This window comes from Pseudaminobacter sp. Soil_N_29 (assembly GCF_057656055.1).
Genome location: NZ_JBDGLC010000015.1, coordinates 1 through 25,955, shown reverse-complemented (window position 1 = coordinate 25,955; position 25,955 = coordinate 1). Strand labels below are relative to the sequence as shown.

Below are 25,955 nucleotides of genomic sequence, written 5' to 3'. Positions count from 1 at the left end.
CTCAAAACCATTCTTCGGACCGCATCGTCGGTCAAAGTCGCTATAAGGCATCCACCCGAGCAAATCAGGAGAAAACATGGAAACCGTGGAAATCAGCAACCGTAGCGACTTCGCCCTGTGGACGATTCAGCGGGCGCAAGAAATCGTGATGGGGGAGGGGGCCGCCTTCGCAATGGCTGCTCGTGACATGAACGAGGAAGCCCTGACGGAGACTGCCGCCTCACTCGGCAAAGCGATCAGTGATGCCATGCTTGAAGTCCTCGATGGTCTGATTGGCGATCAGTAAAGGGGTTCGATCGCCAGCAAGCGCGTGTCCACCGCCCAATAGCAAATATGGAATTTGGTCAGCGTGCGACACGCCAGCTTGCACGGGACAAGGTCCCACCCGGGCGCGATGTCGACCAGCATGGTTGCAAGCTCCGCGCGGTGACAGGCGGCAGTCGCCCGATCGGAGCGGCTCTGATGAAGGCGGTCGATCGGGATAGCCCTTTCGGGCGATATTTCGAGGTGCTGGCTAAGATCGGCGGCTGGACACTGTGCGTTTCGGATCCCAGCGAGGGTTATGCCTCGATCGCGACGACGCCCGAAGGCTACAGTCTGGGCGGCAAGGTGACGTTCGAAGCGACGACGGGCTGGCTTTTGACCCCGCCGACCTCACAGGAGGCTCAGAACCAGTTTGTGCGCGATAGCCTAGCGCTCGAAAAGGCGGACCCTGTTCCGCCGAGAAAAGGGCCTATAGGCGAGCACGTCTTCTTCGGCGGTGAGGCCGGCGAGCTTCGGCACCTTGGGCCCGATCTGGTCGGCGACGTTGCGCCACTGGGTGCTTGCGGCCTCCGGTGTGCCCTGGGCGAACGCCGTGGCGATGAAGGCCGGAGACGACACGGCTGCCACTCTTGCCGGCATGGGCCAACGCATTGCGCATGAAGTGGACCCGGCACCTCTGCCAGGTGGCGGAAAGAACCTTGGAGACGGCCGCCTTGATGCCTTCATGCGCATCGGAGACGACGAGCTTGACGCCGCGCAGGCCGCGCCGCGTCAGCTTGCGCAGGAGCTCCGTCCAGATCGGTTCGGCCTCGGAGGTGTCGATCTTCATGCCCGGCACCTCGCAGCGGCCATCTGTGTTGACGCCGACGGCGATGATCACGGCGACCGAGACGATGCGGCCGCCGCGACGAACCTTCAGACAGCTCACCGCGGATCGCCTCAAGCGCGACCTTGGCCTTGAACTCGGCCGTAAATCGTCTGCGTGTCTTCATCCTGGATCGTCCTTTTCATCGGGCGATCCACCTTATGCCCCTGTCTCAGAAACCGGCACCACCTCTCATGAAGAAGGGACTGCACACGCAAACAGATTTGGGATGATCGTTTCTTTCCGACCGATGGACATAGCTCCGACCTTAAAGCGCCACTCTCAAGGTCGTTCTGTTTCGCCCTATAGCTTCTCCATCACACGGTTTGTCTACGCAAAACGAATCAGTCTGCCACTGTGTCGGGGCGCCAGTATGCTTGCGCATTCAAACACAAGGAATACTATGCGTTTTGCCGCAGTTAGGAAGCGGTCTTGCCGCAGGCTGCGAAGCGGTCAGAGGCGTCAGGCGCCGTATACGCCCCGTAGCTTCTCGAAGATCTCCGGGGCGATCTCGTATTGCCGGGCCTTGCCGCGACCGATCGACGTTCGCCCCCAGCTTTCCTTCAAAAGGCCTCGCACGACCAGCGGATCAATCGCTTCCTGCGCGGCTTTCCTCGTCATTCCCGCCACTTCCGTGACATTGGTGATCGTCAAGGCCATGTCCGCCTTCTGCAGGCTATAGAGCAAATTAATCATGCCGAGCTGCCGTAGCCTCGAATTTGGCGTCTCGTCGGGCAAGGGTTTGGACATGATCTCGTGCGTCGCCAGGGTCGCGAAACCCGTGTTGTGCCAGCGATGATTTAACGGGCTTGGCATCAGTCTATCTATGCGTTATCGTGCAGTATGACAACTTGACGAATCCTCCTCGGCGGCCAGCCAAGGGCGTTTCTGACGAGGGGATTTGCATGAAAAATGCAGTCATTCGGGCACTTTCCGGGGTTTTACTATGCGTTTCATTGTACACGTTTTTATCTTCTATAGCGCGTGGAGATGACTGGGGCTGTCAGGTTCTCCTGTGCCTTTCGAACCCGGGCGGTCCTACCCAATACGCCGAGTGCCGTCCGCCGATAGAGCGGCTTTGGTCGCATCTCGCCAAGGCACGATCCTTTCCGATCTGCGGCGGTGTCGGCTTCACTGCGTCCAAACCCCGCTATGAGCCCTATTATCGCGATGCTGGCTTCCGGCTGGCCACCAAAAACGGCGATCGCGGGCGCGATGAAGTGGGCTGCATATCGACGGAGCCCAGGATCGTTACCAACGAAATATGTAGGGGCGATAATAGCAGCGGAGGGGTCGGTGCACCGGGATCCGGCCGTTGGCATTTCGAGGTCGGACGGCGACTGTGCAAGGCCTTCGTGACGGCGCGTCCCCATGTCTGTGAGCAGCCGCGACATGTCGATGTCACGATCACCGGCGTCGGCCGGCAACGCGTATGGTTCTAGGCCATGCCGGTTGCCTTTCTCGATCTCGCTCATCAATGCGCGCCGCAGATCGCCACGGAGACCCTTGCGGCCGTCGTAAGCATCGAAAGCGGATTTTACCCCTTTGCGATCCGCATCAATTCCGATTATCCACTCGCCGACCAGCCTAGAACCAGAGCCGAAGCGATCGAGACGGCAACGATTCTGATTGCGGAAGGCCATGATGTCGATCTTGGCCTCGCCGGAATCAATTCAGGCAACCTCGGGCGGTTGGGCCTTTCTGTCAGTGACACGTTCGATTTCTGCCTGAACCTCAAGGCAACTGCTTCGCTGCTCGATGGCTATTACCGCGTAGCGCTGCAGGCCGGTGCCACACCTGCGCAGGCGGAGACCAATATGCTGCGATCCTACTACGGCCATGGCGATGCCTCGGTCGGCGAAATGGTCGGCTACGACAGCCAAGTGCTGGCGGAACGCGAGCGCCTGGCCGGACGCCTTGAGACCCTTGAGGTCGCGGGGAAACCGGACGAGCCGCAAGACCGGGAGCGGGCAGGGGAGGCGGTGGCTGCTTCGACCGACACGATCATAGGGGAACATGCGCAGGAGCACGCCCAGTCGCCGGCCCTACAATGGGACGTCTTCAATTCGGGACGGAGATCCTCCGTCCTGGTCTTTTCCAACGAGCAAAAGAAGTGATGAACATATGAACCTGTCGGCACGCATCAGGCCATTCGCGATCATCGCGACAATGGCAACCGTGTTTTCCCTGGCCCTGATCGAGCCGAGCTTTGCCCAGGCGGGCGGGATCGAAAGTGTGCTGCAGAATATCGTCAACATGCTGACCGGCAATGTGGCGCGGCTATTGGCCATCATCGCCGTCATCATCGTCGGCATCGCCTGGATGTTCGGATATCTCGACCTGCGCAAGGCGGCCTTCGTCGTGTTGGGCATCGGCATCATCTTTGGCGCGACGGAAATCGTCAACACGATCTCCGGCGGCGCATAATGAACGGGAAGACCGCCCTCGAAGAAGACACCCTGTTCCTCGCCTGCACGAGGCCGGCGATGATCGGCGGCGTGACGATGGAAGCGATGGGGATCAACATGATCTTCACGACGATCCTCTTCATCGTGGCGGGATCGGTGGCCTATGCACTCGTCGGCCTGGTCTTCCATGTCGTCTTCAAGGCGATCGTCAAGCACGACCACAACATGTTCCGGGTTCTGCTTGGCTGGATTGAGACACGGGGCAGGGCGCGCAACATCGGCTTCTGGGGCGGCTCGAGCCTTACCCCGATGAAGCTTGTCCGGCACTATGACGAAAGGGACCTTGGCTTTGCCTAGTACTGCCATCGTCAAGGGCCGTGAGCTCGAACCCGAGACCTTTATCCCGTATGTCCGCCATGTCGACGAACGGGTAATCGCGCTCGATTCCCAGGCCCTAATGGCGGTGATCGCCATTGACGGGGCTTCCTTCGAAACTGCGGATACGCTCAATCTCAATGCACTGCATCGCGATCTCAACACGCTCTACCGCAACGTCGCGGATGAGCGGCTTGCGCTGTGGACCCATATCATCCGTCGCCGCGACAACGAGTATCCCGAGGGCGCGTTCACCAACGCGTTCTCGCGCACGCTAAACGACAAATACCGCGCCCGCATGATCGACGAGGACCTGTTTCGTAACGATCTCTATCTTAGTCTCGTTTGGCATCCGGGCCGCGACGCGGCCGAGCGCGTTGTGGCGTTCCTGTCGAAGCTGCGCAAGGCGCGGCGACGTGGGCTTGAGATCGACGAGGACGCGCTCAAGCGTCTCGATGACGCGATCGTCGACGTCACCGCCGGCCTCAAACGCTTTGGTCCCCGCGTCCTCACCCTGCAGGACCGTGACGGCCTGATCTTCTCCGAACCGAGCGAGGTCTTGCACCAGCTGGTGGGTGGGCGCCGTGAAGCTGTCCCGCTGACCGAGGGCCGCGTTTCATCCGCAATTTATTCCGACCGGGTCATTGTCGGACGCGAGACGGTCGAGATCCGCCACGAAGGATCGAGCCGCTATGCCGGTATGTTCGGCTTTAAGGAATATCCGTCGCGCACGCGGCCCGGCATGTTCGATGGATTACTCACCGTTCCGTACGAACTGATCCTGACCCAGAGCTTCTCCTTCCTGTCGAAGGCCGACGCCAAGACGGTAATGGGGCGCAAGCAGAACCAGATGGTCAGCGCCGGCGACAAAGCCGGATCGCAGCTCGAGGAGCTCGACGATGCGCTGGACGAGCTGGAATCGAACCGCTTCGTGCTCGGCGAACATCACCTGACCCTGACGGTCTTCGCCGGATCGGTGAAGGAACTCACCGACAATCTGGCCAAGAGCCGGGCGCACCTGACGAATGGCGGCGCCGTCGTTGCCCGCGAGGATCTCGGGCTGGAGGCGGCATGGTGGGCGCAGCTGCCAGGCAATTTCCGCTATCGCGTGCGCTCCGGCGCAATCACCTCGAAGAATTTCGCCGCGTTCTCGCCGTTCCATTCCTATCCGGTCGGCCAGCGCAACGGCAATGAATGGGGTCCGGCTGTCGCAATGTTGAAGACCGCATCCGGCTCTCCGTTTTACTTCAATCTGCACTATGGCGATCTCGGCAACACCTTCATCGGCGGGCCGTCCGGCTCGGGCAAAACGGTGCTGCTAAATTTCATCCTGTCGCAGGGCGAGAAGTTCGACGCCCATATCGTCTTCTTCGACAAAGATCGCGGCGCCGATCTCTTCGTTCGCGCGGCAGGTGGAACCTATCTGCCACTGAAGAATGGCCGGCCCACCGGCTGCGCGCCCCTGAAGGGTATGGACCTGACGCCGGAAAATAGAGTGTTCCTGGCGCAATGGGTGACAAAGCTCGTCGGCTCGAAAACGCGCGAGCTCTCCGTTTCGGAAGCCCGCGACATCGCCAACGCGATCGACGGCCTTGCCGATCTGCCGATTGAACGACGCACGATCGGCGCGCTGCGCACCTTTCTCAACAACACCGATCCGGAGGGCATCGCCGCCCGTCTGCGCCGGTGGGAGAGGGGAGGGCCGCTCGGTTGGGTGTTCGACAACGACGCCGATGAAATCGGCATCGGCGCGAAATTCCTCGGTTACGATATGACGGACTTCCTCGACAATGAGGAAATCCGCACCCCGCTGATGGCCTACCTGTTCCACCGGGTCGAGCAGCTGATCGACGGGCGCCGCATCATCATTGTTATCGATGAGTTCTGGAAGGCGCTTGCCGATGAGGGTTTTCGCGATCTCGCCCAGAACAAGCTCAAGACCATCAGAAAACAGAACGGTTCGATGCTGTTCGCCACGCAAAGTCCGCGCGATGCGATCAATTCGCCGATCGCGCACACCATCATCGAGCAATGCCCGACCCAGGTGTTCATGCCAAACCCGCGCGGCAGTCGGGCAGACTATGTCGACGGCTTCAGGCTCACCGAACGAGAATATGAGCTGATCGCGCGCGAGCTCTCCAATGAGAGCCGCCGCTTCATCGTCAAGCAGGGCCACAACAGCGTCGTCGCCGAGCTCAATCTCGGCGGCTTCGATGACGAACTCGCAGTGCTGTCCGGCCGCACCGCCAATGTCGATCTTGCCGACGCCATCCGCTCGCAGACAGGCGACGATCCGGAAGTTTGGCTTCCTCTCTTCCAGCAGCAAAGGAGTGCAGGCTGATGCGTATGCGCGATTCTATGATGGCCGCCGTCGCCATCCTTGCCCTGTCGGTCGGCGGTGCCGGCGCACAAGGGATTCCCGTGATCGACCAGACCGCGATCCTGAAGCACATCGAGAGCATCACCCAGCTCAAGTCGCAGCTCGACGCGCTCAATCAGCAGATCACGCAAGCCGAGCAATTGTTCGGATCGCTGAACAAGCTAACCAATATGGCCGATGTCGCCACGCTTCTGAACCAGCCGGAAATACGCAAGGCCTTGCCGCAGGATTTTGCGGCAATCGAAAGCCTGCTCAGCGGCGACGGCTCGGGGGCCTTCGGGGACGCGGCATCAAAGTTCCTCGAAAGCAATTCGACCTATCAGTCCTCAGCCAACGATTTCTACGCCCAGGAACTGGCGCGTGTCCAAAACCGCAATGCCGGCCAGATGAGCCTTGGCCAGCAGATTTACGATGCGGCCACCAAGCGCATCGACGGGATCGATCAGTTACGCCAGCAGATATCCTCGGCCAGCGACGCCAAGGATATCGCCGATCTCCAGGCGCGCATTCAGGCCGAAAGTGCCTTTCTGCAAACCGATCTCCTGCGCATGCAAGGTCTGCAGATGGTCCAGCAGGCGCAGGCCCAGGTCGAGGATCAGCGCAAGGCCGAAGACTGGCGCAGGCGCATCGACACGATGAACACGGCGCTGTCGCAATGAAGCGTGTCGCGACTCTCGTCATAACGGCACTGCTGGCGGCGTGTTCCGAACCGCCGCCGGCGACGGTCATCACCGTCAGCGAGTTTCTCGCCGACGAGAGCTTGCGCGCCGATCACATTGGAAAGTGCCGCGAGAACCCTGGTGAGCTGGGGCCGACGCCCAATTGCCGCAATGCCGAAGAAGCGGAAGGCAAGGCCCGGCTCGAGCGCATGAACAGGGCGCTGGGGGGATAGCGCCATGTACACCGTCTTCGACTTTCTCGATCGCCAATTCACGACGCCGCTCCAGAACTTCATCAGTTCCGGTACGAGCGGCATCAGCGCGTGGGTGACGGGGCCGTTGACGGCGGCGCTGACTCTCTACGTGATCCTGTACGGATTCCTGATCCTGCGCGGATCGGTGCAGGAGCCGATCATGGAGTTCGCCTTCCGGGCGATGAAGCTCGCCATCATCCTGATGCTGGTCAGGAATGCCGGCGAATACCAGACCTACGTGACCAATGTCTTTTTCGAGATTCTGCCCAGGGAAGTTTCCGAAGCTCTGAACACCGGCGGCGCCCCAAGTGCCACGACCTTCGACAGCCTGCTCGACAAGGGTCAGAAGTCCGCCAACGATATCTGGGCGCAGGCGTCCTGGCCGGTCGATCCGCTAACCGGTTTCGCCGGTCTTGTGGTGATCGTTGTGACGTTCGTCGTCTCCTCGATCGGATACGTCGTGTCGCTCTACGCACGCGTTGCGCTTGCAATCATTCTGGCGATCGGCCCGATCTTCATCGCGCTGGCCATGTTCCAGTCGACGCGGCGCTTCACCGAGGCATGGATCGGACAGCTCGCAAACTTCGTCATTCTGCAGGTTCTGGTCGTCGCGGTCGGTTCGCTGCTTGTCACCAGCTTCGCGACAATGTTCACCACCGTCGAGGCTTACAGCGACGTTCTTATGCGGCCGATCGCTGTCGGCGCCATCGGTCTGGCCTCCCTCTACGTCTTTTACCAGCTGCCGGGCATCGCCTCGGCGCTGGCGAGCGGGGGCGCTTCGCTCACTTACGGCTTTGCTGCCGGCCGGGACGCCCATCAAAGCACCGTCACGAGAACGATCGGGTGGGGTTGGCGCAGGTTGACCGGCAGGGGAGCCTGACGCCATCACCATGAGGGGTATTCCAGCGTGCATATAGTTCGAGTTGTAACAATGATGGGGCTGCTGGCCGCCGTCTCCGGCTGCGCGACGCAAAGTTACCCGCTGCCAAAATGCGACGGTTATGCCAAACGGCCGCTCAATCGTTCGATGTGGGATTGGGACGCTGGCAAAGCACAGGCGCATCAACAGCAGTCCGCGCTCGCTGATAGCAACGGGAGCGCATTGGCATTCTCAGAACAGTCGGCTGAAGCGGCCGTCAAGACTGCGCCCTTCGCCGGGTTCGACGAAGCCGGGTCTTATACCGTTTGCCGGGTAGGGTAGGTGAATGGTGACTACGGACAGTCTCAAGGAATATTTCGACAAGGCGCGCCGCTTCGACCAGGACCGGATGGTCTCGGCCGAGCGCTCGAAGCGGCTTGCCTGGTTCGTCGCCATCGTCGCCAGCGTGCTGGCCTGCGTCTCGGTCGCCGCCGTGGTCGCACTGACGCCGCTCAAAACGGTCGAGCCCTTCGTCATCCGCGTCGACAATTCGACAGGCATCGTCGACGTGGTATCGGCCATGGCGTCGTCTGCGGGCACCTATGACGAGGAAGTCACCAAATATTTCGCCGCTCGCTACGTCCGGGCGCGCGAGGGCTATGTGTGGTCGGAGGCAGAAGAAAATTTCCGCACCGCCTCGCTAATGTCGACTGCCGCTGAGCAGCAACGCTTCGCAGCTGCCTACCGCGGTGGAAATCCGGAATCGCCGCAGAACGTCTACGGCCGCTCCGCAAAATCCCGCATCGGGATCAAGTCGATCTCGCTCATCAACAGCAATGTCGTTTCGGTCCGCTATACGCGGACAATCACACGCGGCGAAGATGTCCGCACAACCCATTGGGTGGCAACGATCACCTATTCCTACGCCAATGCCCCAATATCCTCCAGCGACCGGTTGGTGAACCCCCTTGGGTTCGTGGTGAGCGAGTACCGGGCCGATCCGGAGGCCTTGAATTGAAAATACGATCTCTTCTCGCGGCAGCCGTCGTCGCGGCACTAACGATGCATCCTGCTCAGGCCCTAGAGATTCCGGCAAGCGCGCAGCAGGACAATCGCGTGCGGTTCGTCAATTACCAGCCCTACAACATCACGCGGATTGTCGGCACCATCCGCTCGTCGGTCCAGGTGGAATTCGCGCCTGACGAAGAAATCGCCCATGTCGCGCTCGGCAATACTGTTGCCTGGGAAGTCGCGCCGGCCGGCCACATCCTGTTCCTCAAACCCCGCGAGAACCAGCCGGCCACCAACATCTCCGTGGTGACGACACGGCGAGACGGTTCCAAGCGCAGCTATCAGATGGAACTGGTCGTGCGCGACGGTTCGGTCGATGCCGGGCAGAACACCTATTTCTATGTGAAGTACCGTTATCCCGCCGATGAGGCCGAGCGACGTCGCCTCGAGGAGGAAGCGCGCAAGCGTGCGGCCGAGGCAGGCTATGCCGATCAGGTCCTCGGCATCCATGAACAATACGGCCCGCGCAATTGGCGCTATTCCGCGCAAGGCTCTGCCGCAATCGAACCGCAGGCGGTCTACGATAACGGCAAGGTGACGACCTTTGCCTTCAGCGGCAATCAGGAAATGCCGGCGATCTACATCGAGAATTCCGACGGAACGGAAAGCCTCGTGCCGAAGACCGTGCAGGGTGATCTCGTTCTCATCCATGCGATCAGCCGCAAGTTCATCCTGCGGCGCGGCTCGGACACGCTCTGCATTTTCAACGAGGCCTACTCGCCAGTCGGCGTTAATCCTGGAACCAACACTACCTCGCCCTCGGTCGAGCGGGTGGTCAAGGTTCCGGCCGCCGGACAGTAAGGGAGCCGCCATGACAGACACGCCAGAAACAACGATCCCTGGCGAACGCGCGCAAACCACCACGGCGCGCAAAGTCGACAACAATCCCTTGCTCAAGCGCGGGGCGGTCGTGCTGGCGGTTGTCGCCTTCATGGGTTTCGCCATGTGGTCGATGCGGCAGGGGCCGAAGGAGGGCGTCGAGCAGCCCGGATCAGGGGTGATCCGCCAGACGACGGAGTTCGAACCGGCCCGGGCCGAACCGGAACCCGTGGTGCTGCCCGTACCGGAGATCAAGCTACCGACGCCGGCCGTCGAGACGACGGTGACACCCGCCGTCGATGAGCTGCTTGACGCGGCAAGACGGGCGCCAGTGATGGCATTTGGTGGCGGACAATCCGGCAACAACACCAGGCCTTCCAACACGGCCGAGACGACGACGGATCCGAACTTCCTTCCGGTCGATGGCCTCCTGGGCGGAGGAGGGCAGGGGGAGAACGAGGATCAGCGCTTCAATCGGATGCTCAAGCCAACTGTCCTGGAAGGATCGAAGGCCGGACATCTCGGCAACCGCAACTTCATCGTCGCGATGGGGACCTCGATCCCCTGCGCGCTCGAAACCGCGCTGTCGTCGGATGAACCGGGGTTCACCAGCTGCGTGATTACCCGCGACGTTCTCTCCGACAATGGCCGCGTCGTGCTGATGGAGAAAGGCACCCAGGTCGTTGGCGAATATCGCGGTGGCCTGCGCCGCGGCCAAAGCCGGCTGTTCGTGCTCTGGAACCGAGCCAAGACACCCACAGGCGTCATCATCACATTGGCGTCGCCGGCGACCGATGCGATCGGCCGCGCCGGCTTCAATGGCTATGTCAACACGCACTGGTGGGAGCGCTTCGGGAGCGCTCTGCTTTTGTCGGTGGTCGGCGATATCGCCACCTATGCCGGTCAGGACCTGCAGCGCAGCGATGTCCAGGCGCAGGGCACGACAAGCGCGGGTAAGGAAGCGGCCGCCATCGCGGTCGAGCAGTCGATCAATATTCCCCCGACGCTGCTGAAACATCAGGGTTCGCTGGTTTCGATCTTCGTCGCGCGCGATCTCGATTTCTCAAGCATTTACCGTCTGCGGGTAACCGAGCCCCGCAACATGATCTACGACCGCGCCGTGATGGGAGACTTCTATCCAAAATCCGACCTGGTGACGAAGTAGGGTAGGGAATGGCGGAAAACTCCGATGCCGGCGTCGTCCGTCAATTGCTTCTCCCCCTCGATTCCTTCCTGAAGGACAAGGGCCTCTACGAGGTCGTCATCAATCGACCCGGCGAAGTGCTGACGGAAGGAACGGCGGGCTGGCAGCGTCACGAACTGCCGGATCTGTCCTTCGACAAGCTGATGCGGCTGGCGCGGGCTGTTGCGAGCTTCTCCAACCAAGGCATCGATGAGACCCGCCCGCTTCTCTCCGCCACCCTTCCGGATGACGAACGCATCCAGATTGTGATCCCTCCAGCGACGACACGAGACACCGTTTCCATCACAATCCGCAAGCCCTCATCAGTTTCGCTGTCCACGAAAGACCTGGAGGCGGGCGGTCTGTTCGACAATGTCGTGGCGAGCGCAGATCAGAACACTCGCGAGGATCTCCTGCTGACGACCTACCGGAGCGGTCAGTATCGCGCATTTCTTGAGGGGGCGGTTCTTGCGCGCAAGAACATCATCATCTCCGGCGCCACAGGCTCCGGCAAGACCACGATCTCGAAGGCCCTGATCCAGCACATTCCACCAGACGAACGGCTCATCAGCATCGAGGACACGCCTGAGCTGACGATCCCACAGCCGAACCATGTCCGGCTGTTCTATTCGAAAGGCGGGCAGGGGTTGGCAAAGCTGGGCGCCAAAGACTTGCTTGAATCGTGCCTGCGCATGCGGCCGGATCGGGTCCTGCTGCAGGAGCTGCGCGACGGCACTGCATTCTACTACATCCGAAACATCAATTCCGGGCACCCCGGCTCGATCACGACGGTGCATGCGGATTCACCAAGCCTGGCGTTCGAGCAGTTGACGCTTCTGGTCAAGGAGTCCGAAGGTGGACAGGATCTCGACCGCGACGATATCCGCAACCTGCTCAAAATTTCGATCGACGTGATCGTCCAGTGCAAAAGGGTTGGCGGCCGGTTCCGCGTGACGGAAGTCTACTACGCAGATCATGCGCATACTGTAGCCACCCGTCAGGTAGACGCGCTTCGCAAGAAAGCGCCTGCAGCCGCTCCGTGAGTCCGCTTCCGCTTCCTTAGATTTACGAGCGCAGGAAGCGCGCCCTTGAGTTGCGCGGTTGCAAGCTGCCCCACGCGCCCCAGGCACTCGGCAGGTCCCAGCAATGTGCTGCGTAGTGGAGGTCGGCGATGCGTCGCTTTTCAGGTATGCCGATTCAGCTGACGACAGAAACGGCTCAACGGCCGCGCCTTAGTAGCCGCTTCAAGCTCAAACCGGCCAACAAAAGGTAAGGCGGCATGGCGAGCGAATAGTGGCCACAGTTTAATTCAAGAACGTTGGGCCGAGCACCGGTGTCCTTCAGCTTTTCCATGAATCTCGCCGACAACTCTGGCAAAACTACCTTGTCTCTCTTGGCCAACACGACGTGTAGAGCGAGATCCGGCCGCGCCAGACGATGTGCGTAATTCTCCAAGTTAAGTGGACCCCAGGCCCTTCTGAGATCGGTCAGCTCAATCTCAGGCTCAAGGCTATCGCGTATCGATCGTGTCGCGCGGCCCGTCCAAACCATATCTGCCAGACTCCCCGCCGTCAGAAACAACGAGGCTTTCGACACAGCCGGGTCATGTGCCGCGATCAATCCAGCGGCCCAGGAACCCAGGCTCATACCGAGAACCGAAATGTCCCGATAGCCTTCGCGCTTCAACCAACGAATGACCTTCCGGCCGTCCAATACTGCCTGCCTTACGGATTGGATCGTTCGACCGAGGTTGGCGCTAAGCATATAATCGGCGTGCAGAGACCCGGGACGGCTGCGCTCGAGGTGATAGGGCATGGCAACCTCGACAACCGTGATGCCGCGCTTCGCAAAAAAGCTGGCAATCTGGCGATTCCAAGAGCTTGCATTCCAATGGTGGAAAATCACCAATGCCCGATCGAAGGATTCGCTGTCTGTGATTTTTGCCCAGACGACATTGTTCTCTTCGACATCAGTGGAAATGTCCGATGGAAATTTGAGCCATTCGCCTTGTCTTTCAAAACCCTGATCGTTGCCGCCCGGCTCATCGAAAAAGGCTGAGTCAGCCATGGCCTGGTCCGCCAGGACACAAAACCCCTCGATCGTTTCCGCCGTCTTCGCGCCCGGAAATGCACGGTCGACGTCAAGGACGAAATCGGTTGTCTGCTTCCCTTCCTCACCGAGTCGCGCCCGTCGTTCATCCCATCGATCAAGCCATCTATGAAACACTTTGATCGTTTCCCAACTCACTCGCTCGCCCTCGACCAAACCCTGGATCAATTAGGCCGTAGATGGCGAGCAGCACTCCAACGCCAAGAAGGATGGAGAAGCCTGAAAATGCATCGATCAACAAATAGCTGGCAACCAGCAGTGTTACGATCGCTGACATCTTCCACAATGGGACTTGAAATTGACTTCCGGCGCCCAAACGGATGGTGCCATACAGAAAAACAAAACAGCTCGAAATTGCGATAAGAAGACTGCTGTAATGCGTCGGCATTCTATAACTGAAGCGGTTGCTCGCATCGGCGCGCTCATACAAGGCGGAGGTCAGATCGCTGACCAGCCAGGCCACAATATTCACTCCATCGGATGTGAGGTAAGAGCTTTGGAGCTTCATGATAGTGGCCATCAGAATGCCCAAAAGCGTACACCGGAAGACCCATCGCATCACCTTGAAACTGGCTTCGTTTAAGTCGCATTGAAAGCCCATTTCCGGCTGATTTTTCGATGCCTCGCCAATTTTCCAAAGGTCATCCACGACCGTATAAAGCAAAATTAGACCGGCGAAGAAAAGATAAAAACAGACGCACATGTATAGGTAAGCGAGCCCCGTGAATACGGCCGCTTCCGGCACCGATATAACCTCAGGGCGCACAATTGCTAACGAGCCCCAATCCGTCGCATAATTACCACCACCTTTGATCAACGGGATTAACGACACGCCGATCCACTGAAAAAGACCAGCGAACAGCACACAAATTAAAAAAACCGCCCAATATGAATACGAAGAAGATTCGACGTTGCACGCCCAGGCATCGTCGCTCTCCATCCGGTCGCCCTGCGCGATAAGTTTTGAGCGGCCTTCATCTTTCCAAAAGGTCATTAGCTCGGTCACGAAGGCACAAAACAATGGCAAAAACACCATGAAGACGAATGTCCAATTGGCTGCCCAAAGAAACCCAACCTGCTTGACGACGCCATCCGCCCGGCCATACGTCACGTTGTGAATCCCCATAATATACGACAAAAACCCAAGAGCGGTGACACCCGCAAACACCGACGCCGGTAAATTCAGGGGAGATCCGTGACTAAAAATCGCCTCCGATTTCCTCGCCAAACTAAACCGCTGCCTCGGCTCCTTGTCGTCAGTATCCCGCGCCAACTCTGCCGGGGAGTGTGTCTCGTCATCGACGGTCCCAGTCAGTGCCGGATCTGGAATCTCCTGTGCAACGCTGCTTCCGGCTCGCTTCCATTCTCGTCTCTTGGCCGATAACCGCGATTGCGCCGCACTAAGCTCCATCTGCCATTCGCTCGTTGCGACCGGATCATCGCATCCAACAATCCTCGCCAGCCAACGAATGTTGGCAGTGCTAATTCCCTTCCGGTTCTCTTGAAACCAAAGCTGCACCGTTCGCAGATCGATCCCAACCCGGTTGGAATCAATCCGTGAAATCGCCTCCGCAAGAAGCTCGGGCGTCCATGGGCCTGCAGGAAACCCGTCTTTGCCCAACGGCCGACCCGCACCCGCAGCCGCCAATCGTTTGAATAATTCTTTGAAATCACTTTCGTCTCCGGGCGGGGGGAGAAATATTTTTGCGTTCTTAATCAATGGCTTACAGGCGCTACTTTCGTTCCGTTTCGCTAGGTTTCGTATCCTATCGTGCCTTCGTCCTCAATCAACGTATTTATCAACTCGATTTTGGCCGGCACGGAGAGGATCGAATGACCGGCGACCCACTGGAGAGGCTGAACACGGTTGTTGCGTGGGATATGTTTCGCAAACCGCTGACCAAGGCAATGAACTGCTCGGATCGGGCGCAGGGCGGGCGCCCACCTTAAGATGCTTGATGATGTTGGTGTTACAGGCACTTTCCGGGCTGTCGGATGAGCAGGCCGAGTTTCAGATCATGGGCCGTCGCACCTTCGGCCGGTTCCTTGGTCTTCTGGATGACGGCGACAGGGTCGATGCGGGTTGCTGGCGACCACCAACACCGGCTCCGAAGTGTGGGCCGACACGGCATATCGGTCGACTAGACCAGGCTTCATCAGCCGCGTGGATCGCAAGAAGCCAAGAGGCAAGCCGATGCGGCACGGCAACCGAACACGCTCCAGAACCCGCGCCCGTGTCGAGCATGCCTTCGCCGGAAGACCTCGCATCGGAATCGGCAGACAGATACGATGCTACGAATAGAAGGAAGTATAGCATGCGGCTCATATGCGAAGCAAAGTTAAGGCTAGCAAACGCTCCCTACGCAATTGAACACGCGATTAAAGACCTGACGATTCATTGTCGGTCCATCTCCCAAAGTAATGGTCAATATGAACTCGATTTCGAGGCAGCAACGGCAGCAATCCGCCCGCATGACGAAGGTTTGTTGATCCGTGTCGAGGCAGAGGAGACTGTCATTTCACATGGCACAAAAATGCTAATTACAAGCCAGATCAGCTCCTATGCGATCAATATGCCTATGCATGTCTTATGGATTGATGCATCAGAGGACTCCCGAACAGCTAGAGACACGTGAGAATAAGCAGGCAAATTCAACCAAGCGCTATCGTTACTAGCTGCCTGCGTATAGATCAGTCGACCAATCCAGTTGACGGCATTGAGCTGAAGCTATCTTTTTATCGACATTGCAGCATTGCGACCGCGTTCCAATTGCTGCCGATGCAGCTGGGTCTGGCCATGCACCGCCTGCATCTGAGACTGAACGCGTGCAAGCGTGGCGATGCGTTCGGGGGAGATGGCCAGATCTCGCGATAACCGGTCGATGTCTCCTGACTTCAACGCACTTCGGTCTGCGGACGTCAGCCGCCGATTGATCGACGTCGCGATGCCGTCCAATTCCCGTCGCAACTGCGGGGCGGCATGCAACCTGCTGGCCTGCTCATGAGCTGGCGCCTGCAGGATCGCCGTTAAACCCTCAGATGGCGCACGGATTTCCTGACGGTGGCGATGCTGTTGCTCTCGATGCCTGGTTTCGATCTGATGCCGCTCGAAATCGACCGTGCGGCCATAGTCTTCCATGGCAGCGGCGAGCTGTGGCAGCTGCGCTTTAGCGGTCTGGCGTTCTGGACTTTCGGCGCGCAGGAAACCTCTGCCCTCTCCGGCGGTAGGTCCAAGCCTTCCGCTCCGGATGTCCTGTCCCGCCACGGAGCCCGCCACGGCCCCGTCGATGCTCTCCACCGTCGCCGATGTGGCGGCAGCATTGCCATAGACCAGTTGCGATAGCCGTTCGATTTCAGAACGCTTTTCCTCGAGTCACGAGGATAGCCGCAGCTTGATGCCGATCTCGGCCTCGCTCAGATCGGGCAATTCCCGTCGGGGAATAAGGACCTCTCCCGGTTGAATATGGCGTTCCGGTTTCTTCCCCTCATCCCGGAGGGCGGAGTCGGCCAGAGCATCCGCCCGATCGGCCGGAACGATGGTGCTCGGCTCGATGCCGATCCGCTGTTTGACCTCCCGCGCGGACTTCATGGCATCATCGTCATCTGACCGGCGGCGCTCTGCCAGGAACCAGGCGAGGTCATCGTGAGTGGGCCTTCACTTCATCGATCAGGGCCGCCGGAGCGCTACGAGCCTCCATGCGGGCGACCACCCTGGCCCAGACACTCACGAAGGCGTTGATTTCCGTGCGAGATAATGGACGGCTGCGCGTTTTCTCTAGGACCTGGCGCGCCGTGGCGGCTGCCAGCCATTGCCCATTGGATAGAGCATTGTCATAGACCACCTCGCCATACGGTCGTTGGATCACGATACGGTCGGCGAGCTTGCGACGCTCGACGCGCTCCAGACTTTCGGCGAGACCCGTGATGGCGGCATCGTGAACGGTGCGTGGTGGGATGCGCGCGGCTGCTCCGGCATGGTGCATTTCCTCAAAGCGGTAGTGGCAGCCCTGCCAGCTGACACGAGGACCGACGGCCAGCACGCGCGCCTCGATGCGATAGCCGGCGGATCGTCCGGCCTTCATGATCTTCTCGACGCTGTCTGGGGTCCGCATCGTAGTCTCGAACACCACATGGACACCACGCTCGGTGGCTGCAGCGAGCAGCTTTTCGCTCCAGATGCCGGCATCTACCTGTGTGAAGCGCAATGCAGTTGCCGGATCGGCCTTCTGGTGCGCGACAAAACCGGGATGGTAGGATCGCAGATCATCCCCGACGATGCGGATGGCAGGGCCTGTTGCTCCAGCTCCATGTGGCTCGCGGTCAGCACGGCAGTTTTGCCGGAGCCAGGCTGGCCGCCGAGCACGATCAGGGTCGGCGGCCGATCCGCCGTTCCTATATCGTCGGGGAGATAGTCGGGCAGGATCTGCGTGCGGAAGATGTGTTCGTTCCGGGCCTCTGGCAGGCGGCCGATGACAGCTTCGTCTGCCATAGATCAGAGCTCTTGCCAGAACAAGGCAGCGTCTTTGACCCGTGGCCACCATTCCGCGATCACGGCTTCGGTCTGCTCGGGATCGCCGACACGAATGCGGTTCTGCACCGAAAGCAGCTCACGCCGTTTTGTGCGCGGCGCCTCGGCGCCGGCCGCGTCGTTCGCCTCGATGGCGGCGACGCGTTCCGAGACCAGCCCGCGCGCCTGATTCATGATTTCGATGGCGAGCTCGGCCCGCACGATCGCCTCGAGAGTTGTCAGCTGTCCGGCCACTGTGTTTCCTTCCTGCTATCTGGTGATGCCCTTGGCCTGATTGAGCGCCCGCATCTGGCGCTCGGTGATGATGTCCTGAGCCTTGTCGGCACGAACGGCATTCTGCAGCACCTTGAGGCGGGGCTGCATTGCCTCGAATACCTTGCGCTGCGCCGCCGGCACCCGATCGACGATGTCACCCTGTCCACGGCCGATAGCGTTCGGCCCGAACCGCTTGTCGAGGGCTTTGCTGACGACTGCGAACTCGGCCCTGACCCTCGCGTCAAGCGAGCGGACAAGCTGCGTTATGTCCTTGGGCGACTTCTCGACCGCTGCCGTCAGACGAGCAAGTTCGGTAGTCGCCCGCGGCGACAGGCCAGGAACCGGCACGCTCATCCGTTCCCGATCGTCGATAACGGCCGCCTTCTCCGCGTCGAACGCCCCCCGCCAGGCCTTGCCAGCCGCGACGATATTGGCGGTAGCACCCACCACTGCCTCGATCGCTGCTTTGCGTTCCCGGCCGGTAGCGATGAGCCTATCCATGACCCTGTCGGAGCCGCGCAATGGACCATAGGCGGCAGGGTCATTCTTGACGGCACGAGCGATACGCTCCGGCTCGACCCCCTTGACGACCAGATCCTCAATCGTCGCAAGGGCCGCAGCGGGATCGCGCCAGACGTGCTGGGTGGCCTCGGCAAGCGCTGCGCGCTGCTGCCGGTAGCGGGGAACCTCCAGCGCGCGCGTCTTGGCTTCATCATCGACAGTTGCTGCGAATTCGGCGACAGCCGCGAGCATCGGCAAGGCAGGCGGCCTGGACATTTCTGGAGCCGCGGCAGGATCGTAGGCCGCCGGCGCCACGATCCGCGACGGATCGCGCCTCTCTGCCAGATATTGCTGTTCGTTGAAACGGCGCGCGGCCGAAAACAGCGTCGTAAGTTCTTCCCGTTTTGTCTCGGACGTTCCCTCGGGCATGCGCTCGACCATCTGCTTTTCGGCATATTGGTCGGCCTTCCCGGTAAAGGCGCTCCAGCCGAAGCGGGCGGTCAGCGCCTCACCCACGGCCTTCATCTCCTGCACAAGCGAACGCTCTTCCGCGGCATAGGCAAAGGCGGTCTTGTAGGCACCCTCGCCGCCCTTCTCGCGCACGGCCTCGATCTCCGCGAGCCGAGCGACAGCATGCGGCGAGAGCGCAGGAACCGAAAGCGACATGGCAGCGCGGCGCGCATGCTCGCGATTCTCATAAGTGGCCCGATCGCGCTTGAAGTGTTCAGCGTGAGAGCGCGCCAAAGGCTCGAGCTCCGCAACAGCGGCGACCGCCCGGGCCCGTTCCTTGCGCGCCGTCTGTCCGTCGACCAGTCTGTCGCTGCCGCGCACGGCGCCAAGCATCGAGGGATTGCGGGCAAGATCTTCACCAAGCCGCCGCGGCTCGACATCGAAGTCCGACGCGTGCGCGTTCAACCGATCGAGGGCGGATTCAGGATCACGATAGATACGCTCGAGGACAGGCAGCAGGATCGCTTCGCGGTCCTTCCACCGTGCCGACGCCAGATGTTCGATGCGCGCGTCTTCATCCAGAGAGCAGACAAAGCTCGCCTGCGACGCGAGCAGATATCGGGCGTCTTCGTCACTCGGGGCAATTGATGCCGGGGCGACCGCTTGCGTCCGAACCGCCTGATCGTCATAGGAGACGCTGCGCTCCTTCTCGATCGCAAAGCCAAGCGCGACGCTGGCGCGCTCCCAAAGCCGCGCCACCCGATCGCGTTGCGCGCCAATCAACGACAGATGTCGCTCCACCCCCTGCTCCATCCCGGTAGCAAGCTCGATGGCGTGACCCATGTTGCGGCGGCGAGCGAAGTCAACAATCTGTGCCTGGTAGCCCGCTTCGGATTCGTAATCGAGCGTGGTCGACTTGGCGCCGGAGCGGGACAGGCGCTCGACCAACTGCCTGAACAGTTCCGGACGATGACTTTCCTGGGCGATGCGCGCCTGCCGGATTTCCGCGGTCTCTACCTGCTCGGCGGTCCAGACATTGCGCTCGACCTCCCGTTCCTCGAAGATCTTTTTGCCGGTTTCGGGATCCACGACCGTTACCTTCACCGTGACATGCTCAACACCGTCCTTGCGCAAAGTGACGGTGTCGCCGGTTTCGACGCCGCTCTCTTTCAGTGCCTTTGGCAGGCTGACACCCCAGACGCGGTGTACCACTCCATCGTCCGTTTTCACGTCTGCATACGGGCTTTCTTTTGCATCCTCGTCATTGGGCCGGAATTTCGCTTCACCGGTCTCGACCAGTTCGCCAGTGACGCCGGCAGCGTGGTCGACGCGCTGCGACTTGCCCCATTTCTCGGGCGGCGCAAAATCCTCGTGCGCTATATAGAGGTCGGCCCGATCGCGATGACGGGACATCGCCACATAGGCGAGATGCTGGTCCATCATGCCGGTGGCGAGAACAAAGGTCCGGTCGACGGTTGCACCCTGCGATTTGTGCACAGTCGCCGCATAGCCATGGTCGATATTGCGATAGGTGTCCTGGCCGAAGATCACCTCACGGCCCGCATCCAGCTTCACCGTGAGCAGCGTCTCGCCGCGCTCGGTCGTGGTGCGTACGATGGTGCCCAGCATGCCGTTCTTGACGTGCTGCACGGCAAGATGCTCCGCGCGCTTCTCAAAGAAGCGGGCATTCTCGAGGAAGATCAGTCGATCGCCAATGGCGAACTGCCGCTCGCCCCGTTCGGTCTGGTATGCCCGCTCTTCAGCAAGCGCGTCCTGCCCTGCCATCACCGAGCGGATCGCCTGGTTGAGCTTCCCGACATCATCATTGGTTTGCGCCAGGACCAGCAGCTCGGAGCCATTGAGTGTCCGGTCTTGGCTTTCGGCCTTCCTTCGGTAGTCCTCCCTCGCCTGCCCCCAGTCCTCAACGATCCGCTCGATCACGGCATCGCGGGTTTCAAGTTGACGGCAAGCTGCGCGTCCGCCCGTTTCTCGAACTTATCGACGGCATTCCACAACACCTCGCTGGCGCCGGCGATTGTTCGACCGCCGATCATGGTGCGCAACCACGCTGGGGTCTGATCCGGCAGCGCCAGCTCCTCGTACACGAGCTCGGCCTTGCCGCCCTCATAGCGGAAACTGATGCCGGTCTGCTCTTCCTCCATCCTCGTACGATGGCGATAGGCGGCGGCCGAGACGACGCTGCGCCCCGCTCCGCGACCGATCACTTGTGCCCTTACGAACATGATCGCCATGCCGATCCCCAAGCCTCTCCAAGCATGTCGCTTCAGCGACGTATATTGCGCCCTCGAACAGATCGGACCGGAGGGCCGATGCCGTCTCTCGGGATGCGCCCATTCGGGCGCAGACCAAAAACGAGCCTCTCGGCTCGATGAAAACTAGCATCTTTTACTATGCGTTTCTACGCTGTATAAGCGCCGTGACGGCGCAAAGAGACCGAAGGGAAACACAAGACATGCGTGCTAAATCATCAATTTCTGAGATCGATGCCCAGATAGAGAAACTGCGCGAAAAACGACGGTCTTTGCTGGCGAAAGCGAATGAGCGGTTCGCACGCGCAGCCGCAAAGGCCGGATTGGCCGAGCTCGAGATTCCAGATGGCGAGCTCGACGCCATTTTCGAAGAGATCGCCGCGCGATTTCGCGATGGCGGCAAGTGAGCTTCAGGGGCATCTGCTTAGACGCCTCGACCAGCGCATCGTGGGCCTTGAGCGGAGGCGGCGGAAGGAAATGACGGACGACCGAAAACAGGATGCGCGCGAAAAGATCACGCTTGGTGGACTGGTCGTGAAGGCCGGTCTTCGACAGGCCGATCGCGCCTTCCTGCTCGGGGTTTTGATCGAAGCAGCGACAATCCGCGCGGGAACGCCTGAACATCATCGCCTGAAGGCCAAGGGCGGAGTGGCCTTCCAGGCTGACCGTCTCAAAGACGCGGAAGCCGCGGGGACGCAGTCGCCGACAATGCCCGGTTCAGCGAAGACCGTAGGCGGATAAGCATACAGGGGAGGATGCCGGACATGGCGTCGAGGAGCAAAGTCAGTCCGGCGCTGTTGTGGGCAATGGTGCCTCTCGCCGTAACAGTAATCACGCTGCTAATCACAACGCAGAGATGGCAAGCAATGTCAGCCGGCTTTTCGCCACAAAACGCCTACTGGTTCCTGCGCTCAGCCCCGCTGCCGAACCTGGTATTTGGTCCCGTGGCAGGCCTGATCACGGTCTTCGCGCTACCGCTCCATCGCCGGCGCCTGGTCGCGCTTGTGAGCTCGGTCTGTTTCCTCGGCGTCGCCGGTTTCTACGCCCTGCGCGAATATGCACGTCTGTCGCCGTCCGTCGGGAGCGGAGCGGTCACATGGGACGAAGCCCTATCCTACCTGGACTTCTTTGCCGTCATCGCCGCCGGGGTCGCATTCTTTATTGTCGCGATCTCGGCTCGAATATCGACAGTCGTTTCCGATCCTGTGAAGCGCGCAAAGCGTGCAATTTTCGGAGACGCCGATTGGCTCACCATGCCGGCGGCCGGAAAGCTGTTTCCATCCGATGGAGAAATCGTCGTCGGCGAGCGCTATCGCGTCGATAGGGAGATGATCCGAGACGTGCCGTTCGATCCAACGGACCGGGAAACATGGGGCGGCGGAGGAACGGCACCGCTTCTCACCTACAAGCAGGATTTCGATTCCACGCATATGCTGTTCTTTGCGGGATCGGGCGGTTTCAAAACGACCGGCAACGTCGTGCCGACGGCGCTGCGTTACACCGGGCCGCTGATCTGCCTTGACCCGTCGGCCGAGGTCGCGCCGATGGTTGTCGAACACAGGATGGGCGCACTGGGCCGCGAGTGCATGGTGCTCGATCCATCAAACCCGGTGACCGGCTTCAACGTCCTCGACTGGATCGAAACCTCGAAGCACAAGGAAGAGGATATTGTCGCGGTCGCGCATATGCTGTTGTCGGAAAGCGCGCGTTTCGAATCCTCGACCGGCAGCTATTTTCAGAACCAGGCGCATAACCTGCTGACGGGTCTGCTGGCTCATGTGATGCTGTCTCCGGAATATGCCGGACGGCGCAATTTGCGCAGCCTGCGCCAGATCGTCTCCGAACCGGAACCGTCGGTGCTGACCATGCTCCGCGACATTCAGGAGACGTCTGAGTCGACCTTCATTCGTGAGACGCTTGGTGTCTTCACCAATATGACCGAGCAGACCTTCTCAGGCGTCTATTCGACCGCGTCGAAAGATACGCAATGGCTGTCACTCGACAATTATGCGGCTCTGGTTTGCGGGCGAACGTTCCGGTCGAGCGACATCGTCTCGGGCAAGAAGGATGTGTTCCTGAACATCCCGGCGGCGATCCTGCGGTCCTATCCGGGCATCGGCCGCGTCGTCATCGGATCGCTGATCAATGCGATGACGCAGGCCGACGGCGCGTTCGAGCGCCGTGCCCTGTTCATGCTCGATGAGGTTGACCTCCTTGGTTACATGCGTGTGCTCGAGGAGGCTCGTGACCGGGGCAGAAAGTACGGCATCACCCTGATGCTGATGTATCAATCGGTCGGCCAACTCGAACGGCATTTCGGCAAAGACGGCGCGACATCGTGGATCGACGGATGCGCCTTCGCCTCCTACGCTGCCATCAAGGCGCTCGACACCGCGCGCAACGTTTCGGCTCAGTGCGGCGAGATGACCGTTGAGGTTCAGGGCAAATCCCGCAATGTCGGATGGAGCAATTCCAACAGCGGATCGCGACGGTCAGAGAGCCTCAACCTTCAGCGCCGGCCGCTGATCATGCCGCACGAAATCACCCAACAGATGCGCAAGGATGAGCAGATCATCATCGTCCAGGGGCACGATCCGATCCGCTGCGGGCGGGCAATCTACTTCCGGAGAAAGGATATGGACGCTGCCGCCAATCCGAACCGGTTCGTCAAGACTTCCGGCTAGTGCGTGGCCGGTAGCCATCGAACGGATCCTCCGCGCCGGGTGGCGCGAACCAGTCGAGGAAGAGATTGTAGCCAACCGCGAAAGCGACCATGCCAAATGCCGACAACAGGAAGAACCACCATGGCATCGGTGCGGCGCTCGGGTTGACGAAAACGCCGAGCGCCATGGGCAGCATGACCACCGCGGCAACAAGCATGAAAACGGTAAAGGCGCGGAATGCGCAGGCGACAAAATAGAGCAGATGCCATGCACCGTAGAACCCGGCCCGCCCGATGTATTCAAGCACGTTGAACGGCAGCGCGATCAGAAAGGGCGTCACACGAGCCGTCAATTCACGCCGCTGGATCGCGGCGTGATTGACCTTTATGCCGCTATGCGTGCGATCTCCCATCGTCCGGTCCTTTTATGCGCGCACAGTCTACAGGCAAACGGTGGTAATGGAATCCACAATCACGCCGCTTCGGTCGATCCGCATCGGCGCATTCGTAAGTTCCGGACATATGGCCTGCCCAACGTCTTGGAATACGGAAAGGCGACAGCGCCTTCCCTAACACCATCACCATGGGATTTCGGCGAGCAAAGCCTTACCAAGGCGCAAGCAAAGACAATCGTCGAGAACGTCTTCAAGCAGATCGCCCATGCCGCCGGATCAGGCGCGGAAATTTCAATCCCCAGTTTCGGCAAGTTCAAGGTGAAGGAAACGCCGGAGCGCGAGGGCCGCAATCCGTCGACCGGCGCCACCAGATCGCGGCATCGAAGAAGCTGGCCTTCACACCGGCCAAGGCCATCAAGGATGCGCTTAACGGCTAATTGCTACTCCAACCGCCCCGAGTTGTGCCGGGAAGCCCGTCGAGCCAGACGATCAGGTCAAAGGCTACGAAGTCAACCGGAAAGAGTACCTTCTGCTCGAGTCAGACGAGATTGCGGCGCTGAAGCCGCTTGCCGAGCACGTCATGACGATTGATGGTTTTGTCGACGTGGCTGAAGTCGACCCGATCTATTTCGACAAGCCGTATTATGTTTCCCCGGCGAACAAGCCGTCGCTTGAGCCGTTCAGCCTGGTTCGCGAGGCGATGGTCAAAACGAACAAGGTCGCGCTTGCCTCGGTTGTTCTCTGGCAGCGCGAGCGGCACGTTCTCCTTGAGCCGATGGGAAAGGGCATTTTGATGACCATCCTGCGCAACGCCAAGGAAATCGTGCCGGCGTCGAAGGTCTTCGACCATCTCGAAGACGTGAAGATCACCCGGAGATGACCGAGATCGCCAGCATGCTCATCGACAAGAAAGCCACCCACTGCGATCCGAGCAAGTTCGAGGATGCGCATGAGGATGCGCTGCGGCAACTGATCGAATCGAAGCGCACCGTTAAGCCGGCACCGAAGCCAGCGCCTCGGCCGAAGGAGAACGTGAAGGATCTCGCCAGCATCCTGCGCAAGAGCCTGGAGGCGGAAGGCGTGCAGCCGCCGAAGGCCAAGAAGCCGAAGGCAAAATCGGGGCCCTGATAATGGTCAGTATTGAAATGGTTCAAATGATGCGGCAGCGGCGGGGCATTTCGCGTTCAATCCCGACCAAGGAGCGGTTCGAGCCACACGGGCCTTAGTGTCCCGGACCTCGATCACTTGCCCATCCACTACCACTATCTTGGTGCCGGCTATGGCCAGCCCACGCCGGCATCAGAGCAAGCCATCATCACGCTGGCGCCTAGCGAAGGCATCCTGATCGAACATGCCTACACGGCCGAGACCCTCGGTGGCTTCGTGGACCTCGTCGAGTGCAACCACATCTCGGCGGATGAGCCGGCCGCGCTCATCCATACGGGTGGTACGCCGTCCGTGTTCTCGCAGTTCAGCCTATTCAAGACAATCGACTGAATGCCCCTCGTGGTCTCACTCCATCAATCTCGCATTTCCCGCGTCGCTGCGGTGCTCCCCCATCTGTCCGGGGAAAGGTAGGCCATCTCCTGACAATGGGGAGCAACGAACGAAAGTTGCATTGACGTTCTCTTCTTCTGTTGGCCTACTA

31 protein-coding genes and 4 pseudogenes are annotated in these 25,955 nt (G+C 60.2%); 22 read left to right on the top strand and 13 right to left on the bottom strand.

The genetic code is table 11. The features are described from left to right. The first annotated feature begins 76 nt into the window (after positions 1–76). Positions 77–286: a hypothetical protein gene (locus tag AC3A4H_RS23075; RefSeq protein WP_487768794.1), complete on the top strand. Its 210-nt coding sequence runs from the start codon at positions 77–79 to the stop codon at positions 284–286. Here the strand turns inward: AC3A4H_RS23075 and AC3A4H_RS23070 are convergent. From AC3A4H_RS23070 to AC3A4H_RS23060, 3 genes and pseudogenes are all read right to left on the bottom strand, one after another. Next, positions 280–408, bottom strand: coding sequence for a hypothetical protein (locus AC3A4H_RS23070; protein ID WP_487768793.1), 129 nt, complete (start codon positions 406–408; stop codon positions 280–282). The two genes, AC3A4H_RS23075 and AC3A4H_RS23070, sit on opposite strands and share 7 nt — an antisense overlap. A 294-nt stretch (positions 409–702) precedes the next feature. Beyond that, positions 703–1,183, bottom strand: a pseudogene (locus AC3A4H_RS23065) (transposase); the annotation flags it as partial. Positions 1,184–1,591: 408 nt separating this feature from the next. Beyond that, entirely contained in the window at positions 1,592–1,879 is a 288-nt protein-coding gene (locus tag AC3A4H_RS23060; RefSeq protein ID WP_487768792.1) for a MarR family transcriptional regulator, read from the bottom strand. Positions 1,880–2,034: 155 nt separating this feature from the next. On the opposite strand from AC3A4H_RS23060, the gene AC3A4H_RS23055 reads away from it, so the two are divergent. From AC3A4H_RS23055 to virB11, 13 genes are read left to right on the top strand one after another with little or no spacing between them, the layout of a single operon-like run. Further along, on the top strand, positions 2,035–2,571 hold the full coding sequence (locus AC3A4H_RS23055; RefSeq protein WP_487768791.1) for a hypothetical protein: 537 nt from the start codon (positions 2,035–2,037) through the stop codon (positions 2,569–2,571). A 3-nt stretch (positions 2,572–2,574) separates the two neighbouring features. Continuing rightward, positions 2,575–3,246 carry a lytic transglycosylase domain-containing protein gene (locus AC3A4H_RS23050; RefSeq protein WP_487768790.1) on the top strand — a complete coding sequence of 224 codons (672 nt, stop codon included), beginning with the start codon at positions 2,575–2,577 and terminating at the stop codon, positions 3,244–3,246. A gap of 7 nt (positions 3,247–3,253) precedes the next feature. Then, positions 3,254–3,556 carry a TrbC/VirB2 family protein gene (locus AC3A4H_RS23045; protein ID WP_487768789.1) on the top strand — a complete coding sequence of 101 codons (303 nt, stop codon included), beginning with the start codon at positions 3,254–3,256 and terminating at the stop codon, positions 3,554–3,556. Next, on the top strand, positions 3,556–3,894 hold the full coding sequence (locus AC3A4H_RS23040; protein ID WP_487768788.1) for a VirB3 family type IV secretion system protein: 339 nt from the start codon (positions 3,556–3,558) through the stop codon (positions 3,892–3,894). Before AC3A4H_RS23045 ends, AC3A4H_RS23040 begins: the two co-directional genes overlap by 1 nt. After that, complete coding sequence (locus AC3A4H_RS23035) at positions 3,887–6,253, top strand: VirB4 family type IV secretion/conjugal transfer ATPase (RefSeq protein WP_487768805.1); 2,367 nt, start codon at positions 3,887–3,889, stop codon at positions 6,251–6,253. Before AC3A4H_RS23040 ends, AC3A4H_RS23035 begins: the two co-directional genes overlap by 8 nt. After that, the gene (gene virB5 / locus AC3A4H_RS23030) at positions 6,253–6,951 is read left to right on the top strand and encodes a P-type DNA transfer protein VirB5 (RefSeq protein ID WP_487768787.1); all 699 of its coding nucleotides are present in this window, start codon (positions 6,253–6,255) and stop codon (positions 6,949–6,951) included. The genes AC3A4H_RS23035 and virB5 overlap by 1 nt, the downstream gene beginning before the upstream one ends. Continuing rightward, positions 6,948–7,184 (top strand): EexN family lipoprotein, encoded by a 237-nt coding sequence (locus AC3A4H_RS23025; protein ID WP_487768786.1) that lies wholly within the window; start codon positions 6,948–6,950, stop codon positions 7,182–7,184. The genes virB5 and AC3A4H_RS23025 overlap by 4 nt, the downstream gene beginning before the upstream one ends. A 4-nt stretch (positions 7,185–7,188) precedes the next feature. Next, a complete protein-coding gene (locus tag AC3A4H_RS23020) occupies positions 7,189–8,085 on the top strand; it encodes a TrbL/VirB6 family protein (protein WP_487768785.1) in 897 nt (298 codons plus the stop codon). Positions 8,086–8,136: 51 nt separating this feature from the next. Further along, a complete protein-coding gene (locus tag AC3A4H_RS23015; RefSeq protein WP_487768784.1) occupies positions 8,137–8,406 on the top strand; it encodes a type IV secretion system protein VirB7 in 270 nt (89 codons plus the stop codon). Positions 8,407–8,410: 4 nt separating this feature from the next. Beyond that, positions 8,411–9,082: a VirB8 family type IV secretion system protein gene (locus AC3A4H_RS23010; protein ID WP_487768783.1), complete on the top strand. Its 672-nt coding sequence runs from the start codon at positions 8,411–8,413 to the stop codon at positions 9,080–9,082. Next, complete coding sequence (gene virB9, locus AC3A4H_RS23005; RefSeq protein ID WP_487768782.1) at positions 9,079–9,936, top strand: P-type conjugative transfer protein VirB9; 858 nt, start codon at positions 9,079–9,081, stop codon at positions 9,934–9,936. The genes AC3A4H_RS23010 and virB9 overlap by 4 nt, the downstream gene beginning before the upstream one ends. A 10-nt stretch (positions 9,937–9,946) precedes the next feature. Further along, complete coding sequence (virB10, locus tag AC3A4H_RS23000) at positions 9,947–11,119, top strand: type IV secretion system protein VirB10 (RefSeq protein WP_487768781.1); 1,173 nt, start codon at positions 9,947–9,949, stop codon at positions 11,117–11,119. Between the two features lie 8 nt (positions 11,120–11,127). Continuing rightward, entirely contained in the window at positions 11,128–12,180 is a 1,053-nt protein-coding gene (virB11, locus tag AC3A4H_RS22995; protein ID WP_487768780.1) for a P-type DNA transfer ATPase VirB11, read from the top strand. 175 nt (positions 12,181–12,355) lie between these two features. Here virB11 and AC3A4H_RS22990 read toward each other — a convergent pair whose 3' ends face one another. Together AC3A4H_RS22990 and AC3A4H_RS22985 are read right to left on the bottom strand one after the other, a co-directional pair. Beyond that, positions 12,356–13,363, bottom strand: coding sequence for an alpha/beta hydrolase family protein (locus tag AC3A4H_RS22990; RefSeq protein WP_487768804.1), 1,008 nt, complete (start codon positions 13,361–13,363; stop codon positions 12,356–12,358). Next, positions 13,353–14,966 carry an RcgA family putative transporter gene (locus AC3A4H_RS22985; RefSeq protein WP_487768779.1) on the bottom strand — a complete coding sequence of 538 codons (1,614 nt, stop codon included), beginning with the start codon at positions 14,964–14,966 and terminating at the stop codon, positions 13,353–13,355. The genes AC3A4H_RS22990 and AC3A4H_RS22985 overlap by 11 nt, the downstream gene beginning before the upstream one ends. Before the next feature lie 238 nt (positions 14,967–15,204). Here AC3A4H_RS22985 and AC3A4H_RS22980 point away from each other — a divergent pair, with 238 nt between their 5' ends. Then, positions 15,205–15,882 carry a hypothetical protein gene (locus AC3A4H_RS22980; protein WP_487768778.1) on the top strand — a complete coding sequence of 226 codons (678 nt, stop codon included), beginning with the start codon at positions 15,205–15,207 and terminating at the stop codon, positions 15,880–15,882. A 92-nt stretch (positions 15,883–15,974) separates the two neighbouring features. Here AC3A4H_RS22980 and AC3A4H_RS22975 read toward each other — a convergent pair. The 7 genes and pseudogenes from AC3A4H_RS22975 to AC3A4H_RS22945 all read right to left on the bottom strand — a co-directional run. Continuing rightward, positions 15,975–16,607: pseudogene (locus tag AC3A4H_RS22975) on the bottom strand (BID domain-containing T4SS effector); the annotation flags it as partial. 12 nt (positions 16,608–16,619) lie between these two features. After that, positions 16,620–16,835, bottom strand: a complete 216-nt coding sequence (locus tag AC3A4H_RS22970) for a hypothetical protein (RefSeq protein ID WP_487768777.1) — start codon at positions 16,833–16,835, stop codon at positions 16,620–16,622. A 49-nt stretch (positions 16,836–16,884) separates the two neighbouring features. Continuing rightward, a complete protein-coding gene (locus tag AC3A4H_RS22965; RefSeq protein ID WP_487768803.1) occupies positions 16,885–17,508 on the bottom strand; it encodes a zeta toxin family protein in 624 nt (207 codons plus the stop codon). Continuing rightward, positions 17,433–17,735: a zeta toxin family protein gene (locus AC3A4H_RS22960; protein ID WP_487768802.1), complete on the bottom strand. Its 303-nt coding sequence runs from the start codon at positions 17,733–17,735 to the stop codon at positions 17,433–17,435. The genes AC3A4H_RS22965 and AC3A4H_RS22960 overlap by 76 nt, the downstream gene beginning before the upstream one ends. 3 nt (positions 17,736–17,738) lie before the next feature. After that, complete coding sequence (locus AC3A4H_RS22955) at positions 17,739–18,008, bottom strand: hypothetical protein (RefSeq protein ID WP_487768776.1); 270 nt, start codon at positions 18,006–18,008, stop codon at positions 17,739–17,741. A gap of 15 nt (positions 18,009–18,023) precedes the next feature. Further along, positions 18,024–20,942, bottom strand: a pseudogene (locus tag AC3A4H_RS22950) (BID domain-containing protein); the annotation flags it as partial. Further along, entirely contained in the window at positions 20,918–21,142 is a 225-nt protein-coding gene (locus AC3A4H_RS22945; RefSeq protein WP_487768801.1) for a MobA/MobL family protein, read from the bottom strand. The pseudogene AC3A4H_RS22950 and the gene AC3A4H_RS22945, both read right to left, overlap by 25 nt. A gap of 311 nt (positions 21,143–21,453) precedes the next feature. Here AC3A4H_RS22945 and AC3A4H_RS22940 point away from each other — a divergent pair, with 311 nt between their 5' ends. The 3 genes from AC3A4H_RS22940 (at position 21,454) to traG (ending at position 23,934) form a co-directional block, all read left to right on the top strand. Continuing rightward, on the top strand, positions 21,454–21,657 hold the full coding sequence (locus AC3A4H_RS22940) for a TraC family protein (protein ID WP_487768775.1): 204 nt from the start codon (positions 21,454–21,456) through the stop codon (positions 21,655–21,657). 70 nt (positions 21,658–21,727) lie between these two features. Further along, positions 21,728–21,991: a conjugal transfer protein TraD gene (locus AC3A4H_RS22935; protein WP_487768774.1), complete on the top strand. Its 264-nt coding sequence runs from the start codon at positions 21,728–21,730 to the stop codon at positions 21,989–21,991. A 23-nt stretch (positions 21,992–22,014) separates the two neighbouring features. Beyond that, positions 22,015–23,934, top strand: a complete 1,920-nt coding sequence (traG, locus tag AC3A4H_RS22930; protein WP_487768773.1) for a Ti-type conjugative transfer system protein TraG — start codon at positions 22,015–22,017, stop codon at positions 23,932–23,934. On the opposite strand, the gene AC3A4H_RS22925 is transcribed toward traG, so the two are convergent. Then, positions 23,918–24,325 (bottom strand): hypothetical protein, encoded by a 408-nt coding sequence (locus AC3A4H_RS22925; protein ID WP_487768772.1) that lies wholly within the window; start codon positions 24,323–24,325, stop codon positions 23,918–23,920. The genes traG and AC3A4H_RS22925 overlap by 17 nt on opposite strands. 126 nt (positions 24,326–24,451) lie before the next feature. Here AC3A4H_RS22925 and AC3A4H_RS22920 point away from each other — a divergent pair. The 4 genes and pseudogenes from AC3A4H_RS22920 (at position 24,452) to AC3A4H_RS22905 (ending at position 25,804) form a co-directional block, all read left to right on the top strand. Then, positions 24,452–24,744, top strand: a pseudogene (locus tag AC3A4H_RS22920) (HU family DNA-binding protein). Continuing rightward, entirely contained in the window at positions 24,744–25,187 is a 444-nt protein-coding gene (locus tag AC3A4H_RS22915) for a Ku protein (protein ID WP_487768800.1), read from the top strand. The pseudogene AC3A4H_RS22920 and the gene AC3A4H_RS22915 overlap by 1 nt, the downstream one beginning before the upstream one ends. Further along, entirely contained in the window at positions 25,184–25,435 is a 252-nt protein-coding gene (locus tag AC3A4H_RS22910) for a hypothetical protein (RefSeq protein ID WP_487768771.1), read from the top strand. The genes AC3A4H_RS22915 and AC3A4H_RS22910 overlap by 4 nt, the downstream gene beginning before the upstream one ends. A gap of 117 nt (positions 25,436–25,552) precedes the next feature. Beyond that, a complete protein-coding gene (locus tag AC3A4H_RS22905; protein ID WP_487768770.1) occupies positions 25,553–25,804 on the top strand; it encodes a hypothetical protein in 252 nt (83 codons plus the stop codon). Positions 25,805–25,955 lie beyond the last annotated feature (151 nt).

Coding starts and splice junctions, on each gene's coding strand:
- AC3A4H_RS23075 (WP_487768794.1), top strand. CDS start 77: ATGGAAACCGTGGAAATCAGCAACCGTAGCGACTTCGCCCTGTGGACG.
- AC3A4H_RS22935 (WP_487768774.1), top strand. CDS start 21,728: ATGACGGACGACCGAAAACAGGATGCGCGCGAAAAGATCACGCTTGGT.
- AC3A4H_RS22970 (WP_487768777.1), bottom strand. CDS start 16,835: ATGAAGTCCGCGCGGGAGGTCAAACAGCGGATCGGCATCGAGCCGAGC.
- AC3A4H_RS22945 (WP_487768801.1), bottom strand. CDS start 21,142: ATGGAGGAAGAGCAGACCGGCATCAGTTTCCGCTATGAGGGCGGCAAG.
- AC3A4H_RS22910 (WP_487768771.1), top strand. CDS start 25,184: ATGACCGAGATCGCCAGCATGCTCATCGACAAGAAAGCCACCCACTGC.
- virB5 (WP_487768787.1), top strand. CDS start 6,253: ATGCGTATGCGCGATTCTATGATGGCCGCCGTCGCCATCCTTGCCCTG.
- AC3A4H_RS23010 (WP_487768783.1), top strand. CDS start 8,411: ATGGTGACTACGGACAGTCTCAAGGAATATTTCGACAAGGCGCGCCGC.
- AC3A4H_RS23040 (WP_487768788.1), top strand. CDS start 3,556: ATGAACGGGAAGACCGCCCTCGAAGAAGACACCCTGTTCCTCGCCTGC.
- traG (WP_487768773.1), top strand. CDS start 22,015: ATGGCGTCGAGGAGCAAAGTCAGTCCGGCGCTGTTGTGGGCAATGGTG.
- virB11 (WP_487768780.1), top strand. CDS start 11,128: ATGGCGGAAAACTCCGATGCCGGCGTCGTCCGTCAATTGCTTCTCCCC.
- AC3A4H_RS23045 (WP_487768789.1), top strand. CDS start 3,254: ATGAACCTGTCGGCACGCATCAGGCCATTCGCGATCATCGCGACAATG.
- AC3A4H_RS23070 (WP_487768793.1), bottom strand. CDS start 408: ATGCTGGTCGACATCGCGCCCGGGTGGGACCTTGTCCCGTGCAAGCTG.
- AC3A4H_RS22940 (WP_487768775.1), top strand. CDS start 21,454: ATGCGTGCTAAATCATCAATTTCTGAGATCGATGCCCAGATAGAGAAA.
- AC3A4H_RS22925 (WP_487768772.1), bottom strand. CDS start 24,325: ATGGGAGATCGCACGCATAGCGGCATAAAGGTCAATCACGCCGCGATC.
- AC3A4H_RS23060 (WP_487768792.1), bottom strand. CDS start 1,879: ATGTCCAAACCCTTGCCCGACGAGACGCCAAATTCGAGGCTACGGCAG.
- AC3A4H_RS23020 (WP_487768785.1), top strand. CDS start 7,189: ATGTACACCGTCTTCGACTTTCTCGATCGCCAATTCACGACGCCGCTC.
- AC3A4H_RS22980 (WP_487768778.1), top strand. CDS start 15,205: ATGATGTTGGTGTTACAGGCACTTTCCGGGCTGTCGGATGAGCAGGCC.
- AC3A4H_RS23055 (WP_487768791.1), top strand. CDS start 2,035: ATGAAAAATGCAGTCATTCGGGCACTTTCCGGGGTTTTACTATGCGTT.
- AC3A4H_RS22960 (WP_487768802.1), bottom strand. CDS start 17,735: ATGGCAGACGAAGCTGTCATCGGCCGCCTGCCAGAGGCCCGGAACGAA.
- AC3A4H_RS23025 (WP_487768786.1), top strand. CDS start 6,948: ATGAAGCGTGTCGCGACTCTCGTCATAACGGCACTGCTGGCGGCGTGT.
- virB10 (WP_487768781.1), top strand. CDS start 9,947: ATGACAGACACGCCAGAAACAACGATCCCTGGCGAACGCGCGCAAACC.
- AC3A4H_RS23050 (WP_487768790.1), top strand. CDS start 2,575: ATGCCGGTTGCCTTTCTCGATCTCGCTCATCAATGCGCGCCGCAGATC.
- AC3A4H_RS23015 (WP_487768784.1), top strand. CDS start 8,137: ATGATGGGGCTGCTGGCCGCCGTCTCCGGCTGCGCGACGCAAAGTTAC.